Here is a 13,348-nt window from a genome sequence, read left to right on the forward strand (position 1 = left end):
TGGCGCTGCCTGCGACGTCCCAGCGGGGCATGGCCCCGCTCTACACCATGGCACCGGGCAAGGCTCGGCCAGCGACGCTCCGGCGGGGCACGGCCCCGCCCTACAGGACGGCCGGGCTCCGTAGCGCCGGGCACCGCCCGGCGGGGCGCGGCCGGTGAGGTACCGGCGGGACGTGGCCCCGCCCTGCAGGGGAAGGCACGCGGGCCGGGATCAGCGCAGCTTGCTTCCACGCAGCGCGGCGATGCGCCCCGGCGGGTCGAACGAATCGCTGCGGGCGTCGGCCCAGTACTCGCGGAACACCGCGTGGCCCGGCACCCGGTCCAGCAACTCGCCCGGTGCCAGGTAGCGGTACAGCGTCGCCATCGAACGGATCTCGCTCGGCGACACCCGGCGCAGGATGTGCTCGGGTCCCAGCTCGGACGGATCGTCCAGGCCGGCTGCGCCCAGCAGGTCGCGCAGCGCGCGCAGGGTGTTCTCGTGGAAGTTGCGCACGCGCTCGGCCTTGTCGGTCGGGTCCAGGTGGCGCCACCGGCTCGGGTCCTGCGTGGCGATGCCGGTCGGGCACTTGTCGTTGTGGCAACTCAGCGACTGGATGCAGCCCAGCGCGAACATGAACCCACGTCCGGCATTGCACCAGTCGGCGCCCAGCGCGATGGTGCGCGCGATGTCGAATGCACTGGTCACCTTGCCGGCCGCACCGATGCGGATGCGCTCGCGCAGGTTCAACCCCACCAGGGTGTTGTGCACCAGGATCAGCGCTTCGTTCATCGGCACGCCGACATGGTCGATGAACTCGGCCGGCGACGCGCCGGTGCCGCCCTCGGCCCCGTCGACCACGATGAAGTCCGGCAGCAGTCCGGTCTCGTGCATGGCCTTGGCGATCCCGAACCATTCCCAGGGATGGCCGATGGCCAGCTTGAAGCCCACCGGCTTGCCGCCGGACAGCTCCCGCAGCCGCGCCACGAAGCGCAGCAGTTCCACCGGCGTGGAGAACGCCGAGTGCCGCGACGGCGACACACAGTCCACCCCCATCGGCACGCCGCGGGTGACGGAGATCTCCGCGCTGACCTTGGCCGCCGGCAGCACGCCGCCGTGGCCGGGCTTGGCGCCCTGCGAGAGCTTGATCTCGATCATCTTGACCTGCTCCAGGTGCGCGTTCTCGATGAAACGCTCCTCGCTGAAGCGGCCGTGCTCGTCGCGGCAGCCGAAATAGCCCGATCCGATCTCCCACACCAGGTCGCCATTGTGTTCGCGGTGGTAGGGCGAGATCGAGCCTTCGCCGGTGTCGTGGTAGAAGCGCCCCATCTCCGCACCCCGGTTCAACGCGCGGATGGCGTTGGCCGACAGCGACCCGAAGCTCATCGCGGAGATGTTGAACACGCTGGCCGAATACGGCTGTGCGCAATGCGGGCCGATCACCACGCGGAAATCATGATGGGCGATGCTGGTCGGCGCCATCGAGTGGTTGATCCACTCGTAGTCCACCGCGTAGGTGCTGCGCAGGGTACCGAACGGCACCACGTCCATCACGTTGCGCGCACGTTGGTAGATCAGCTGCCGCTGCTGGCGCGAGAACGGCACGTCGTCCAGGTCGCTCTGCACGAAGTACTGGCGGATTTCCGGACCGATGGACTCGAAGCCGTAGCGGAAGTGCGCCAGCACCGGGTAGTTGCGCCGCAGCACGCTGCGCCGCTGCAGCACGTCCCACGTGCCGAGCAGGGCCATCACGCCGAACAGGCCGACGCCCCAGTACCAGGCGGGCCAGCGCTCGGCCAGCGCCAGCGACACCGGCAACAGGGCCAGTGCCAGTACATAGACCAGATAACGATGCATTGCCGTCCTCGCGACCGAGAGTAAAGAATTCTACAGGCGGTCGTCGACCGCCTGGCGTGGCCACACCGACTTCACGTCGTAGACCACCATGTCCGCGGTGCCGAGCGCGCGTATCTGCGCCGCGTCCAGGCTGCGGAACTGGCGGTGCGCCACCGCCAGCACCACCGCGTCGTAGCGTGCCGGTACCGGCGCCTCGACCAGCGCCACGCCCGCTTCGCGCCGGGCGTCGTCCGGATCGGCCCACGGATCGAACGCGTCGACCGCGGCGCCCTCCCCGGCCAGCCGTTGCGCCAGGTCCAGCGCACGGCTGTTGCGCAGGTCGGGGCAGTCCTCCTTGAAGGTGACGCCCAGCACCAGCACCTTCGCACCGCGCAGCGGCTTGCCCTTGCCCGCCAGCAGCGCCTCCACCCGCGCGGCCACGTGCGCGACCACGCGGTTGTTGACCTGCCGCGCGGTATGGATCAGGTCCGGGTGGTAGCCCACGCTCTCGGACTTGTGCAGCAGGTAATACGGGTCCACGCCGATGCAGTGGCCGCCGACCATGCCGGGCCGGAACGGCAGGAAGTTCCACTTGGTGCCGGCCGCCTCGAGCACATCCAGCGTATCGATGCCGAGCCGGTCGAAGATCAGCGCCAGCTCGTTGACCAGCGCGATGTTCACATCGCGCTGGATGTTCTCCACCACCTTGGCGGCCTCGGCCACCCGCAGCGACGGTGCGCGCCAGGTGCCGGCGGCGATGATCCGCCGGTACAGCGCGTCCACCACCTCGGCCGCCGCGGGCGTCGAGCCGGAGGTGATCTTGCGGATGTCGGGCAGGCGCCGCTGGCGGTCGCCGGGATTGATCCGCTCCGGACTGTAGCCGCACCAGAAATCCTGGTTGAAGCGCAGGCCCGACCCCTGCTCCAGCAGCGGCACGCAGACCTCTTCGGTGGTGCCCGGATAGACCGTGGATTCGTAGACCACCAGATCACCGCGCTTGAGCACGCCGGCAATCGCCTGGCTGGCGCGCCGCAACGGCTCGAGGTCCGGCTGCTCCCAGGCATCGATGGGCGTGGGCACGGTGACGATGAAGACATTGCAGTGCGCCAGCTCCGCCACCTCGCCGGCATAGCGCAGGCATCCGGCCGCGGCCAGTTCGTCGGCACCCAGCTCGCGGGTACGGTCGTGGCCCTCGCGCAGCTCCGCCACGCGCGCCGGGTCGGTGTCGTAGCCCAGGGTATCCAGCGTCCGGCCGAACTCCACCGCCAACGGCAGGCCGACATAGCCCAGGCCGATGAGGGCGATGCGCGGCGCACTGGCTGCGGAAATCTCGGCGCTCATTCCATCCACTCGAAGTTGCATGCTGGTGCCCGGGGCTGAGACTGGCCGACATTGTCCCCGTCCGCCTTCAGGTCATGACACCGAAGCAGTGTATCAAGGCTTGCACGCGCTTCGACGTTCCGCTGAAGCCACGAATGGCTGGTTCCAGACCCTCATGCTCGCGAGAGGATGCCTTGCAGGTGCGGAGCACAGCATCATGTCGGCGCGACCGGAGTGACCGCGGGACGTAGCGGATTGCCGATTGCAAGGAGATATGACACGCCAGTCAGACTACGTGGACACTCATCGTGGGAGGGACATGATCCCGCTGTCCTCGCCGCCCTCGCCGGGACGGCGACATGAATGTGTGGTTTGATGCATATCCCCCACCTAACAGTGAGGAGTTCCGAATGCGCAACACATGGATCAGAGTCGTAGGAACAGCAGCGGTCCTGGCTTCCGGCGCAGTTCTCGCCGCAACTCAGCCGATCCCAGTCAGCGGCGTAGGAATAACCCATGGAGCGGCCTACGCCGACGCCCGGAGCCGGGCTCAAGCCACCTGCAGCACCATGGGCGGTACGATCACCCAATTCGAGGAAACGAGCTCGGGGAAAGTAGGCGGACAGTGGGTAGTGAACGCATTGGCGCTTTGCCAGACCCCCTGATGGCTTGATACGGGATTTCACCGGGTCCGGGTGAAGTCGGACCCGGTTAGCCATCTGACCTTTCGAAACAAGATGCGGCCGAAGCTACGTGGATCATGGTGCCCGGGGCCGGAATCGAACCGGCATGGGGTTGCCCCCGGCGGATTTTAAGTCCGATGCGTCTACCAGTTTCGCCACCCGGGCATCGCGATAGGGTGCCTGATCGGGGCCGGCTTGTGAATCGTGCCACGTACGTCCGGGCCGGCGTCAGATCGCCCTTGAATAGCGTATCGACGGCTGCGGCGCCTGCAGGTAGCGGTCGAAGCACATGGCGATCAGCCGCAGCAGCGGCCTTCCGCGGCGCGTGGCGGCGACCATGCTCCCGCTGCGGTGCGCCAGCCCGTCGGCCTGCAGGGGCGCCAGCGCGGCCAGCTCGGCGGCGAAGTAGCGCTCGAAATCGACCCCATGCCGCGCCGCCAGTGCGCGGCCGTCGACACGGCCATGGCACATCAGTTCCTGGATCAGCTCCGCGCGCAGCAGGTCGTCGGCATCCAGCTCCAGGCCCCGCCATACCGGCAGGTCGCCGGCATCGATCCGCGCCTCCCAGTCCTTGAGCTCGCGCGGGTTCTGGCTGTAGCCGTTGTCGATCCTGCTGATCGCACTGACGCCCAGGCCCAGCAGGTCGGTGTCGGCGTGGGTGGTGTAGCCCATGAAGTTGCGGTGCAGGTCGCCGGCCCGCTGTGCACGCGACAGGTCCTCCTCCGGCAGGGCGAAATGGTCCAGGCCGATGTACTGGTAGCCGGCGGCCGACAGCCGCTCCACCGCCAGCCCCAGCAGCGCGAGCTTGCGCTCGGGGTCGGGCAGGTCGGCGTCGGCGATCCGCCGCTGCGCCCTGAACAGGTTCGGCAGGTGCGCGTAGCCATAGACCGCGAGCCGGTCCGGGCGCACCGCCAGCACGGTTTCGAGCGTACGCGCGAAGCCTTCGGGGGTCTGCTTCGGGAGGCCGTAGATCAGGTCGACGTTGACCGAACGCAGGCCGTTGCGCCGGCAGGCCGCGATGATCGCCAGGGTCTCCTCCACCCCCTGCACGCGGTTGATGGCCCGCTGCACGGCCGGGTCGAAATCCTGTATGCCGAGGCTGGCGCGGTTGAAGCCCATCCGCGCCAGCCCGGCGATGTCCTCCGCCGATACTGAGCGCGGATCGAGCTCGATGGAGAAGTCGCGCGCCGCATCCTCGCTGAAGCGGTAGCACCGGCGCAGGCCGTCGACCAGCCGCGAAAGCTGCGCCGGGGACAGGAAGTTCGGCGTACCGCCGCCCAGATGCAGCTGGATCACCTCGCGCCCGGCGGCGAACAGCGGCGCCACGCGCCGGGCCTCGGCCAGCACCCGGTCAACATAGGCGTCGCCCTTGCCGTGATCGCGGCTGATGACCCGGTTGCAGCCGCAGTAGAAGCACGGACTGGTGCAATAGGGCACATGCACGTACAGCGACAGGGGCCGCGCCGAGGCGTTGCTGCGTGCGACCGCGGCCTGGAACTGCGCGGCACCGTAGCCGTCATGGAAATGCGGCGCGGTGGGATAGGAGGTGTAGCGCGGCCCCGGCCGGTCGTGCCGGCGCAGGAGGTCGGGGTCGAAGCTCCAACCCAGCCGGTCGGAAGCGAGGGGAGGCGTGTCCATGCGCACAGCATGTCCGCGGCCGCGCGCAGCCGCCTTGAGCCAGATCAAATCCACCGGCGCCCGGCGGCGCCTCACCCGCTGCCGGGGTGAAGCGGCAGGCTGGGCCAGCGCGACATCTGGAAGCGCCGCCAGAAGTTGCCGGCGATGCGCGCGGCGGCATCGTCGGCCAGCCGTTGCATCGGGACGTTGCCCAGCTCCGAGGTGGTCTGGCGGAACAGCTGCAGCCAACGCTCGAACAGCGCTTCGCGCAGCTCGTCGATCACCAGGTGCTTCTGCATGGGCGCACCACGGAAGCGGCGGGTGCCGCGCAGCAGGGCCGACCAGAAATCGACCAGGTGCTGCATGTGCACCTCCCAGTCGTGCACATGCGCCTCGAACACCGGCCCCAGCAATGCGTCCTCGCGCACGCGGCCATAGAAGTGCCGCACCAGGCGCTCGACCTCCTCCTCGCTGCAAAGATCCGCCGCCGGCTGCGGCAGGGGTTCTTCGTTCATCGTTGCAAGACTCCCATGCGCGCCCGGCGGACCCGCGTTGCGCGGGCCACGGCCGGACGTGGCTTGATCCAGATCAAGGCTGCGCGCCACCGGTCTGCCTAGGCTGACAACCGGCTGGCCTGCGCCTCTCCATCGCCGCTTCGGCGAAGCGGCCGCCATCGATTGTACGCCCGCACCGGAACCGTCCCCTGAAGCCGCCATGATCGATCCCGACCGTCCTTCGCCTTCCCGACCCTCAGCCGTGCAGCGCCTGGGCGCGGTGGCGTGGCCGAGCTTCTTCGTCGCGATGGTCGTTTCGGCGCTGTTCTTCAGCGTGTTCGATCCGCTGGCGCTGCAGCGGATCGGCTTTCCCGGCCACGCCGTCTCCCGCGCCTTCGGCTACAGCGCCGGCTTCTTCCTGGCCTGGCTCGCCACGTTCAGCGCCTGCGCCGTGACCGCCCTGTTGCTGCAGCCCGGCACGGACGACGGATCGTCGCTGGAATGAGTGCCTGCCGAGTGCCCGCGGACGCGGTGTCCACCTGCGCAGGCCCTGCGCGGCCCACCTGGCCGCGCAGGATCGCCGCGGCGATCATGCTGGGGCTGTTCTTCGGCCTCCCCTGGCTGCGCTGGCGGGAGGCGCCGGTCCTGCTGTTCGATATCGAGGCGCGCCGCATCCACTTCTTCGGCCTGGCACTGGGCATGGACGCGGCCCTGCCATTGCTGTGCCTCGCCCTGGCCGCGCTGGCCCTGCTGTGCCTGGTGACCAGCCTCCACGGGCGGCTCTGGTGCGCCCATGCCTGCCCGCAGACCGTCCTCACCCGCCTGTACCGCACCCTGCGCTCCGTGGTGCCCGGCGGCCGCACCCGCAAGAGCCCGGCGGAAGGAGCACTGCAGCAACTGCTGTGGGCGGCCTGCGCGCTGTGGACCGGGATCACGTTCGTGGGCTATTTCTCCCCGATCGCGTCGCTGGTCGCGCGCCTGCATCCGTTCGCCCTGGGCGGCTGGGAAACCTTCTGGGTGGCCTTCTACGCACTGGCGACCTGGTCCAACGTCCTGTTCCTGCACGAACAGGTCTGCGTCCAGCTGTGCCCCTACGGGCGCATGCGGCCGTGGCTCACCGACGCCCGCACGCCGTCGGTGCGCTACCTTGCCCGCCGCGGCGAGCCGCGCGGCCCACGGGCAGCCGGTGGCGGCAGCGTCGCGCAACGCGACCGCGGGCTGCTGGATCCGGTGACCGCGCGCGACTATGTCTTCCGGGCCGCACACCCGGCCAGCGCAGGCCCCCGCCCCTCCTTCAGCGACGCGCACCTGGGCGACTGCATCGACTGCGGGGCCTGCACCACCGCCTGCCCGATCGGCCTGGACATCCGCAACGGCGACCACCTCGCCTGCATCGAATGCGGCGCCTGCATGGAGGCCTGCGACCGCGCCATGGCCCTCCAGGGCTTCCCCGCCGGCCTGATCCAACGGACCCCGGCCTGCGACGGCGGAACGCCTCCCGCCGCCGTGCCGCGTGCCCGGCCCCTGCTGTTCGGCGCCCTGTCGCTGCTGCTCCTCGCCCTGGCCATCGCCGGCCTCCTGGCACGGACCTGACCTCCCCGCCTTCCCGGACAGGCGCCGCCCCGCAGTGCTCCCCCGTGGACGGTCGGCGCCGGCGCGACCGGATCCGCTCGGCATTCCCCGTGGAAACCGCCGCCGTCATGCCGGCACGGCCTGCGACGACCTCGCATCGCGCGCAAGGGCCCTGGATGTACCGTCCTCCAGGAACCACTCCTCGCCGGCAGCGCAGGCCTGGCTTGAGAAGCAGGACGCGATGATCCGTTATTCAGTCCATATCCCGGCGGCCACCCGGCAACCGCAGCCAGCGCCCGGCTCTGCCGGCGTCCCCCTGCCCTCGGCTCGGGTCGCCACTCCCACGGCGGGCGGGAACGGCCCGGCCGGCGGCCCCCGGCGGAAGAATGTCTTTGGCGACTCCATGGTCTTCCATACCACCGGCCGGGGAAGATCCCCGCAGGGACAGGGCCGATGCACCCGCCGATTCCCGCGTGCCGTTCATGCTGGCGCCCGGCTTCCGCGAGCCGCGAAGTGCCCGTGTATGGGGAGTCGGCCTCGCGCGACGGTGACATGCCGGGTTGCCGACCGCCCAAACGGCTGCCAACGCAGCCCGCCTGTCCCGGACAGCTCCATGGCCGACTTTAGGACGACCAGCCTGCACCCTCGCAGACCATCTCCAGCGGCGTCGTGCTGTGCCGGGGTCGCGGACAGATAATGGACACGTAGTGACCACAACGAAAAAGGGCCTGCGCCATGAAGCGCAAGCCCTTGTTCCTTCAGCAGTATGTGGTCGGGACGGCCGGATTCGAACCGACGACCCTCTGCCCCCCAGGCAGATGCGCTACCAGGCTGCGCTACGCCCCGATCATGGACTGCTGGTCGCCACCCTGCGGTGGCGAGCCGGTGATTATACGCGCGATTGCGCGGCTTGTGTTCACCGCCGCAGCAGCTGCAGCACTTCCTCCAGCTCCATGCGCACCTGCTTGATGATCTGGTTGCTCAGCGCGGACTCCTGGCGGGCGCCCTCGCCTTCCAGGCGCAGCCGGGCACCGCCGATGGTGTAGCCCTGTTCGTACAGCAGGCCGCGGATCTGCCGCACCATCAGCACATCGTGGCGCTGATAGTAGCGGCGGTTGCCACGGCGCTTGGCCGGCTCGAGGCTGGGAAACTCGGTCTCCCAGTAGCGCAGCACGTGCGGCTTGACGTCGCACAGCTCGCTGACCTCGCCGATGGTGAAGTAGCGCTTGGCCGGAATCGGCGGAAGTTCGCGGTTACTGCCCGGATCCAGCATATGCCTCCACCCGCTCCTTGAGCTTCTGTCCCGGACGGAAGGTGACCACCGTGCGGGCGGAAATCGGAATTTCTTCGCCGGTCTTGGGGTTGCGGCCCGGACGCTGATTCTTGCGGCGCAGGTCGAAATTGCCGAAACCGGACAGCTTCACCTGCCGCCCCTGCTGCAGCGCATCGCGCAGCACGTCGAAAAACGCGTCGACGAACTCCTTGGCCTCGCGCTTGTTCAAGCCGACCTCGTCGAACAACCGGTCCGCCATCTCCGCCTTGGTCAATGCCATGCCTGTTCCCTGCTACGTCCGCCTCAACTCCGGATCCTGGCGCCGTGTTCGCGTTCGATGGCGGCCACCACGGAGGTGACCACGGCGTCCACGTCGTGGTCCGTCAGAGTGCGCGAGGTCTCCTGCAAAATCAAGCCCATAGCCAGACTCTTGAAACCGGGTTCGACCCCCTGTCCGACATAGCGGTCGAACAGCGCGACCTCGCGCAGCAACGGCCCCGCCGCGTCGCGGATGCTCGCCGAGAGCGCCTCCCACGAGACCGCCTCGGCCACCAGCACCGCCAGGTCGCGGCGCACCGCCGGGAACCGCGACAACCTGGCGGCACGCGGCAGCGCACGCTGGACCAGCGGCGCCAGGTCCAGCTCGAACGCCACCACGTCGACATCGATCTCCATCGCCGCCGCCAACCGCGGATGCAGTTGACCGATCCAGCCGATACGGCGGTCATCGCGCCAGACATCCGCCGAACGCGCCGGATGCGCGAACGGGTGCGGGGCCGCGCGGAAGGCGAGCCGCGCGCCGGACGCGGCGGCCAGCGACTCCAGGTCGCCCTTCAGGTCGTGGAAGTCGACCTTGCGGGCCTTTTCGCCCCATTGCAGTGCGGCCGCATCGCCACATACGGCCGCGGCCACGCGCACGGTTTCCTCCGGCGCCTGGCCGGGCCCGCCGGCCGCCTGCGCGAACACCCGGCCCAGCTCGAACAGGCGTACACGGCCCGCCTGGCGGGCGGCATTGCGCCCCAGGGTCGCCACCAGTCCGGGCAGCAGCATCGGCCGCATCACCGCCAGTTCCGCCGACAGCGGGTTGGCCAGGGCCACGCGTCCATCGTGCAGTGCCCACTGGTCGAGCAGCTGCGCATCGACGAAGGCGTAATTGATGGTTTCCAGCATGTCGCGCGCCACCAGCTGGCGGCGGACGCTCAGGTCGTCGAGACAGGTCTCGCTCGGCATCGCGATGCGCGCGGCGCCACCGGGCAGCGTGGTCGGGATCCGCTCGTAGCCGTGGATGCGCGCCAGCTCCTCGATCAGGTCCTCTTCGATGGCGATGTCGAAGCGGCGGCTCGGTGCGGTCACCCGCCAGCCCTCGGCAGCCGCCTCCACAGCCATGCCCAGCGCGCGCAGGATGCGCTCCACCTCGGCATCCTCGATGGTGATGCCGAGCACCCGGGTGATGCGCGCGCGACGCAGCGCGATCGTCGCCGGCTGCGGCAGGTCGGCCTCACGCACCGCCTCGGTGACCGGCGCCGGGGTGCCGCCGGCCAGCTCCAGCACCAGCCGGGTAGCGTATTCGATGGCGGTGCGCGGCAGCTGCGGGTCCACCCCGCGCTCGAAACGGTGGCCGGCATCGGTATGCAGGCCGAGCTTGCGGCCGCGCCCCATGATCGCGGCCGGCGCGAAATGTGCCGCCTCCAGGAAGACACTGCGGGTGGCGTCGGTGACACGGGTGTCGAAGCCGCCCATCAGGCCGGCCAGGCCCACCGGACGGTCGGCATCGGTGACCACCAGGAAGCTGTCGTCCAGCGTGGCATCGCGGCCGTCGAGCAGCTTCAGCGCCTCGCCGGCACGCGAACGGCGCACGCCGATGCCGCCCTTGAGCGTCTCCAGGTCATAGGCATGCATCGGCTGGCCCAGTTCGAGCATCACGTACTGGGTGATGTCCACCAGCAGCGAGACCGGGCGCACGCCGCTGCGGCGCAGCCGCTCGGCCATCCACACCGGGGTCGTGGCCGCCGCATCGATGCCTTCGATCACCCGTCCCAGGTAGCGCGGCGCCTCGGCACCGGCGTCCAGCGCGATCGCCAGTTCGCGGCCCGCCTGCGCGGGCACCGCCTCGGCAGCGAAGGGCTGGACCTCGCTGCGGGTGGCCGCGGCGACGTCGAAGGCGATGCCGCGCACGCTGAAGCAGTCGGCGCGGTTCGGGGTCAGCTTGATCTCGATGCTGGCATCCGGCAGGCCCAGGTAGTCGACCAGCGGGGTTCCGACCGGCGCCCCGTCCGGCAGCTCCAGCAGGCCGGAGGCATCGCTGTCCAGGCCCAGTTCCTTGGCCGAGCAGAGCATGCCGTTGGACTCCACGCCACGCAGCCTGGCCGGCTTGATCTTCAGTTCGCCGATCTGCGCACCGACCAGCGCCAGCGGGGCGACCAGGCCCACGCGCGCGTTCGGCGCACCACAGACGATCTGCAGCAGCACATCCTGGCCGGCATCGACCTTGCACACCTGCAGGCGATCCGCCTCCGGGTGGCGCACCGCCTCGACGATGCGCGCGACCACCACGTTGTCCAGGCCCTCGCCCAGCGCGGTGATCTCCTCGACCTCCAGGCCGATGGCGGTCAACACTGCACTCAGCGCATCGCGCGAAGCGGTGGTCGGGACATGGCTGCGCAGCCAGCTTTCGGAGAATTTCATGTCTTTACCTTGAAGGGAGGCGCGCCTCCCGTTGCGGTGTCTTGTGGGTGCCCAGCGCCTGGCGCCTGAAGCGGGTCAACGCTCAACGGCTGCCGGGTAGGGCCCGGCACTACGGCCTTCGATCAGGCGAACTGCTTCAGGAAACGCACGTCGTTGTCGAAGAACGCGCGCAGGTCGTTCACGCCATAGCGCAGCATCGCGAACCGCTCGACCCCCAGGCCGAACGCGAAACCGGTATAGCGCTCGGGGTCCACCCCGCAGTTGCGCAGCACGTTCGGATGGACCATGCCGCAACCGAGCACCTCCAGCCAGCGGGTGCTGCCGTCGGGCTGCTGCCAGGCGATGTCCACCTCCGCCCCGGGTTCCACGAAGGGGAAGTAGCTCGGCCGGAAGCGCATCTCGAAATCGCGCTCGAAGAATGCGCGCACGAACTCGGACAACGTGCCCTTGAGGTCGGCGAAGGTGGAATGCTCGTCCACCAGCAGCCCCTCCACCTGGTGGAACATCGGCGAGTGGGTCTGATCGCTGTCGCTGCGGTAGACCTTGCCGGCGGCGATCATGCGCAGCGGCGGCGCATGCCCGTCCATGTAGCGCACCTGCACCCCGGAGGTGTGCGTGCGCAGCAGGCGGCCGTCGCCGAAGTAGAAGGTGTCGTGCATGGCGCGCGCCGGGTGGTGCGGCGGGAAATTCAGCGCCTCGAAGTTGTGCCAGTCGTCCTCGATCTCCGGCCCCTCGGAAAGCTCGTAGCCGAGGCGGGCGAAGATCCCGGTGATGCGCTCCAGCGCGCGCGTGACCGGATGCAGGCCGCCGCGCTCGCCCTCGCGGCCCGGCAGGGTGACGTCGATCCGCTCCGATGCCAGCCGTGCGTCCAGCGCCGCGGCTTCCAGCAGCGCCTTGCGCTCGCCCAGGGCGGTGGAGACGTCGTCGCGCGCGCGGTTGATGGCCTCGCCTGCCGCCTTGCGCTCGGCCGGCGGCAGGGTCCCCAGCTGCTTGAGCTGCGCGGTGATGCTGCCGCTCTTGCCGAGCAGGGCCACGCGCAGGCTCTCCAGCGCTTCCGGGCTCTGCGCCGCGGCCACGTCGGCCAGCGCCTGGGCGGTCAGGGATTGGATGTCACTCATGGATCGACGGACCTCGGATCGGTTCGCTGCATGCGGCCCGCGCCGGGCCGACCCCCGCCACACCGCCGGTCGGCCCCTGGCATCGGCAATGCCCGGGCCGGCCCCAAAAGAAATGGGGAAGGACTTGCGCCCTTCCCCATGCATTGTCCCATCCACCGCCGCCGCAGGTGAACCGCGCCGGCGGATGAAGGGCTTATGCCGCCAGCGCGCCCTTGGCCTTCTCGGCCAGTGCGGCAAAGCCCGCCGCGTCGTGCACGGCGATGTCCGCCAGCACCTTGCGATCCAGGCTGATGCCCGCCTTGAGCAGGCCGTTCATGAAACGGCTGTAGCTCAGGCCGTTGATGCGGGCAGCCGCGTTGATGCGGGTGATCCACAGCGAACGGAAATTGCGCTTCTTCTGCTTGCGGCCGATGTAGGCGTACTGCTGCGCCTTGATGACCGCCTGCTTGGCGACGCGGAAAACCTTGCGGCGGGCGTTGTAGTAGCCCTTCGCCTGGCTGATGATTTTCTTGTGACGGCGGCGCGCCTGCACGCCACGCTTGACTCGTGCCATGGTTCAGTTCCTCAGAGGTAGGGCAGCATGCGGTCCAGACGGCCTGCGTCTTCCGCGCGGACGTGGTTCGTCTGACGCAGGTTGCGCTTCCGCTTGGTCGCCTTCTTGGTGAGGATATGGCTACGGTTGGCGTGGCCAGCCTTGTACTTGCCGGACGCGGTCTTGCGGAAACGCTTGGCCGCCGCCCGGTTGGTCTTGATCTTGGGCATTGCTATGTCCTT

Annotated in this window: 12 protein-coding genes and 2 tRNA genes; 2 read left to right on the top strand and 12 right to left on the bottom strand. The window is 69.4% G+C overall.

Annotation, left to right across the window (positions count from 1 at the left end; all coding sequences use genetic code 11):
• Window positions 1-210: 210 nt before the first annotated feature.
• From K5L01_RS05875 to K5L01_RS05895, 5 genes are all read right to left on the bottom strand, one after another.
• Entirely contained in the window at window positions 211-1,833 is a 1,623-nt protein-coding gene (locus tag K5L01_RS05875; RefSeq protein ID WP_250062794.1) for an FMN-binding glutamate synthase family protein, read from the bottom strand.
• Between the two features lie 30 nt (window positions 1,834-1,863).
• Window positions 1,864-3,153, bottom strand: coding sequence for a nucleotide sugar dehydrogenase (locus K5L01_RS05880; protein ID WP_250062796.1), 1,290 nt, complete (start codon window positions 3,151-3,153; stop codon window positions 1,864-1,866).
• Between the two features lie 740 nt (window positions 3,154-3,893).
• Window positions 3,894-3,980 (bottom strand) — tRNA-Leu (locus tag K5L01_RS05885).
• 63 nt (window positions 3,981-4,043) lie between these two features.
• Window positions 4,044-5,453 (bottom strand): oxygen-independent coproporphyrinogen III oxidase, encoded by a 1,410-nt coding sequence (gene hemN, locus K5L01_RS05890; RefSeq protein WP_250062799.1) that lies wholly within the window; start codon window positions 5,451-5,453, stop codon window positions 4,044-4,046.
• Window positions 5,454-5,524: 71 nt separating this feature from the next.
• On the bottom strand, window positions 5,525-5,947 hold the full coding sequence (locus K5L01_RS05895; RefSeq protein WP_250062801.1) for a group III truncated hemoglobin: 423 nt from the start codon (window positions 5,945-5,947) through the stop codon (window positions 5,525-5,527).
• Between the two features lie 199 nt (window positions 5,948-6,146).
• On the opposite strand from K5L01_RS05895, the gene K5L01_RS05900 reads away from it, so the two are divergent.
• Together K5L01_RS05900 and K5L01_RS05905 are read left to right on the top strand one after the other, a co-directional pair.
• On the top strand, window positions 6,147-6,431 hold the full coding sequence (locus tag K5L01_RS05900; RefSeq protein ID WP_250062802.1) for a hypothetical protein: 285 nt from the start codon (window positions 6,147-6,149) through the stop codon (window positions 6,429-6,431).
• Window positions 6,428-7,519: a 4Fe-4S dicluster domain-containing protein gene (locus tag K5L01_RS05905; RefSeq protein ID WP_250062804.1), complete on the top strand. Its 1,092-nt coding sequence runs from the start codon at window positions 6,428-6,430 to the stop codon at window positions 7,517-7,519. The genes K5L01_RS05900 and K5L01_RS05905 overlap by 4 nt, the downstream gene beginning before the upstream one ends.
• A gap of 748 nt (window positions 7,520-8,267) precedes the next feature.
• On the opposite strand, the gene K5L01_RS05910 is transcribed toward K5L01_RS05905, so the two are convergent.
• From K5L01_RS05910 to rpmI, 7 genes are all read right to left on the bottom strand, one after another.
• Window positions 8,268-8,344, bottom strand: a tRNA-Pro gene (locus K5L01_RS05910).
• 70 nt (window positions 8,345-8,414) lie between these two features.
• A complete protein-coding gene (locus K5L01_RS05915; RefSeq protein WP_055769947.1) occupies window positions 8,415-8,771 on the bottom strand; it encodes a MerR family transcriptional regulator in 357 nt (118 codons plus the stop codon).
• Window positions 8,752-9,051 carry an integration host factor subunit alpha gene (locus K5L01_RS05920; protein WP_232147785.1) on the bottom strand — a complete coding sequence of 100 codons (300 nt, stop codon included), beginning with the start codon at window positions 9,049-9,051 and terminating at the stop codon, window positions 8,752-8,754. The genes K5L01_RS05915 and K5L01_RS05920 overlap by 20 nt, the downstream gene beginning before the upstream one ends.
• Before the next feature lie 23 nt (window positions 9,052-9,074).
• Complete coding sequence (pheT, locus tag K5L01_RS05925; protein WP_250062806.1) at window positions 9,075-11,456, bottom strand: phenylalanine--tRNA ligase subunit beta; 2,382 nt, start codon at window positions 11,454-11,456, stop codon at window positions 9,075-9,077.
• Window positions 11,457-11,578: 122 nt separating this feature from the next.
• Complete coding sequence (locus K5L01_RS05930) at window positions 11,579-12,574, bottom strand: phenylalanine--tRNA ligase subunit alpha (protein WP_250062808.1); 996 nt, start codon at window positions 12,572-12,574, stop codon at window positions 11,579-11,581.
• Between the two features lie 193 nt (window positions 12,575-12,767).
• On the bottom strand, window positions 12,768-13,127 hold the full coding sequence (gene rplT, locus K5L01_RS05935; protein WP_250062810.1) for a 50S ribosomal protein L20: 360 nt from the start codon (window positions 13,125-13,127) through the stop codon (window positions 12,768-12,770).
• A gap of 11 nt (window positions 13,128-13,138) precedes the next feature.
• On the bottom strand, window positions 13,139-13,336 hold the full coding sequence (rpmI, locus tag K5L01_RS05940) for a 50S ribosomal protein L35 (RefSeq protein ID WP_010342861.1): 198 nt from the start codon (window positions 13,334-13,336) through the stop codon (window positions 13,139-13,141).
• Between the last annotated feature and the right edge of the window lie 12 nt (window positions 13,337-13,348).

This window comes from Stenotrophomonas mori (assembly GCF_023556335.1).
Classification (GTDB): Bacteria; Pseudomonadota; Gammaproteobacteria; order Xanthomonadales; family Xanthomonadaceae; genus Stenotrophomonas; species Stenotrophomonas mori.

Excerpts from the sequence above, each read along its gene's own strand:
- K5L01_RS05875 (WP_250062794.1), bottom strand. The coding sequence starts at position 1,833 with ATGCATCGTTATCTGGTCTATGTACTGGCACTGGCCCTGTTGCCGGTG.
- K5L01_RS05880 (WP_250062796.1), bottom strand. The coding sequence starts at position 3,153 with ATGAGCGCCGAGATTTCCGCAGCCAGTGCGCCGCGCATCGCCCTCATC.
- hemN (WP_250062799.1), bottom strand. The coding sequence starts at position 5,453 with ATGGACACGCCTCCCCTCGCTTCCGACCGGCTGGGTTGGAGCTTCGAC.
- K5L01_RS05895 (WP_250062801.1), bottom strand. The coding sequence starts at position 5,947 with ATGAACGAAGAACCCCTGCCGCAGCCGGCGGCGGATCTTTGCAGCGAG.
- K5L01_RS05900 (WP_250062802.1), top strand. The coding sequence starts at position 6,147 with ATGATCGATCCCGACCGTCCTTCGCCTTCCCGACCCTCAGCCGTGCAG.
- K5L01_RS05905 (WP_250062804.1), top strand. The coding sequence starts at position 6,428 with ATGAGTGCCTGCCGAGTGCCCGCGGACGCGGTGTCCACCTGCGCAGGC.
- K5L01_RS05915 (WP_055769947.1), bottom strand. The coding sequence starts at position 8,771 with ATGCTGGATCCGGGCAGTAACCGCGAACTTCCGCCGATTCCGGCCAAG.
- K5L01_RS05920 (WP_232147785.1), bottom strand. The coding sequence starts at position 9,051 with ATGGCATTGACCAAGGCGGAGATGGCGGACCGGTTGTTCGACGAGGTC.
- pheT (WP_250062806.1), bottom strand. The coding sequence starts at position 11,456 with ATGAAATTCTCCGAAAGCTGGCTGCGCAGCCATGTCCCGACCACCGCT.
- K5L01_RS05930 (WP_250062808.1), bottom strand. The coding sequence starts at position 12,574 with ATGAGTGACATCCAATCCCTGACCGCCCAGGCGCTGGCCGACGTGGCC.
- rplT (WP_250062810.1), bottom strand. The coding sequence starts at position 13,127 with ATGGCACGAGTCAAGCGTGGCGTGCAGGCGCGCCGCCGTCACAAGAAA.
- rpmI (WP_010342861.1), bottom strand. The coding sequence starts at position 13,336 with ATGCCCAAGATCAAGACCAACCGGGCGGCGGCCAAGCGTTTCCGCAAG.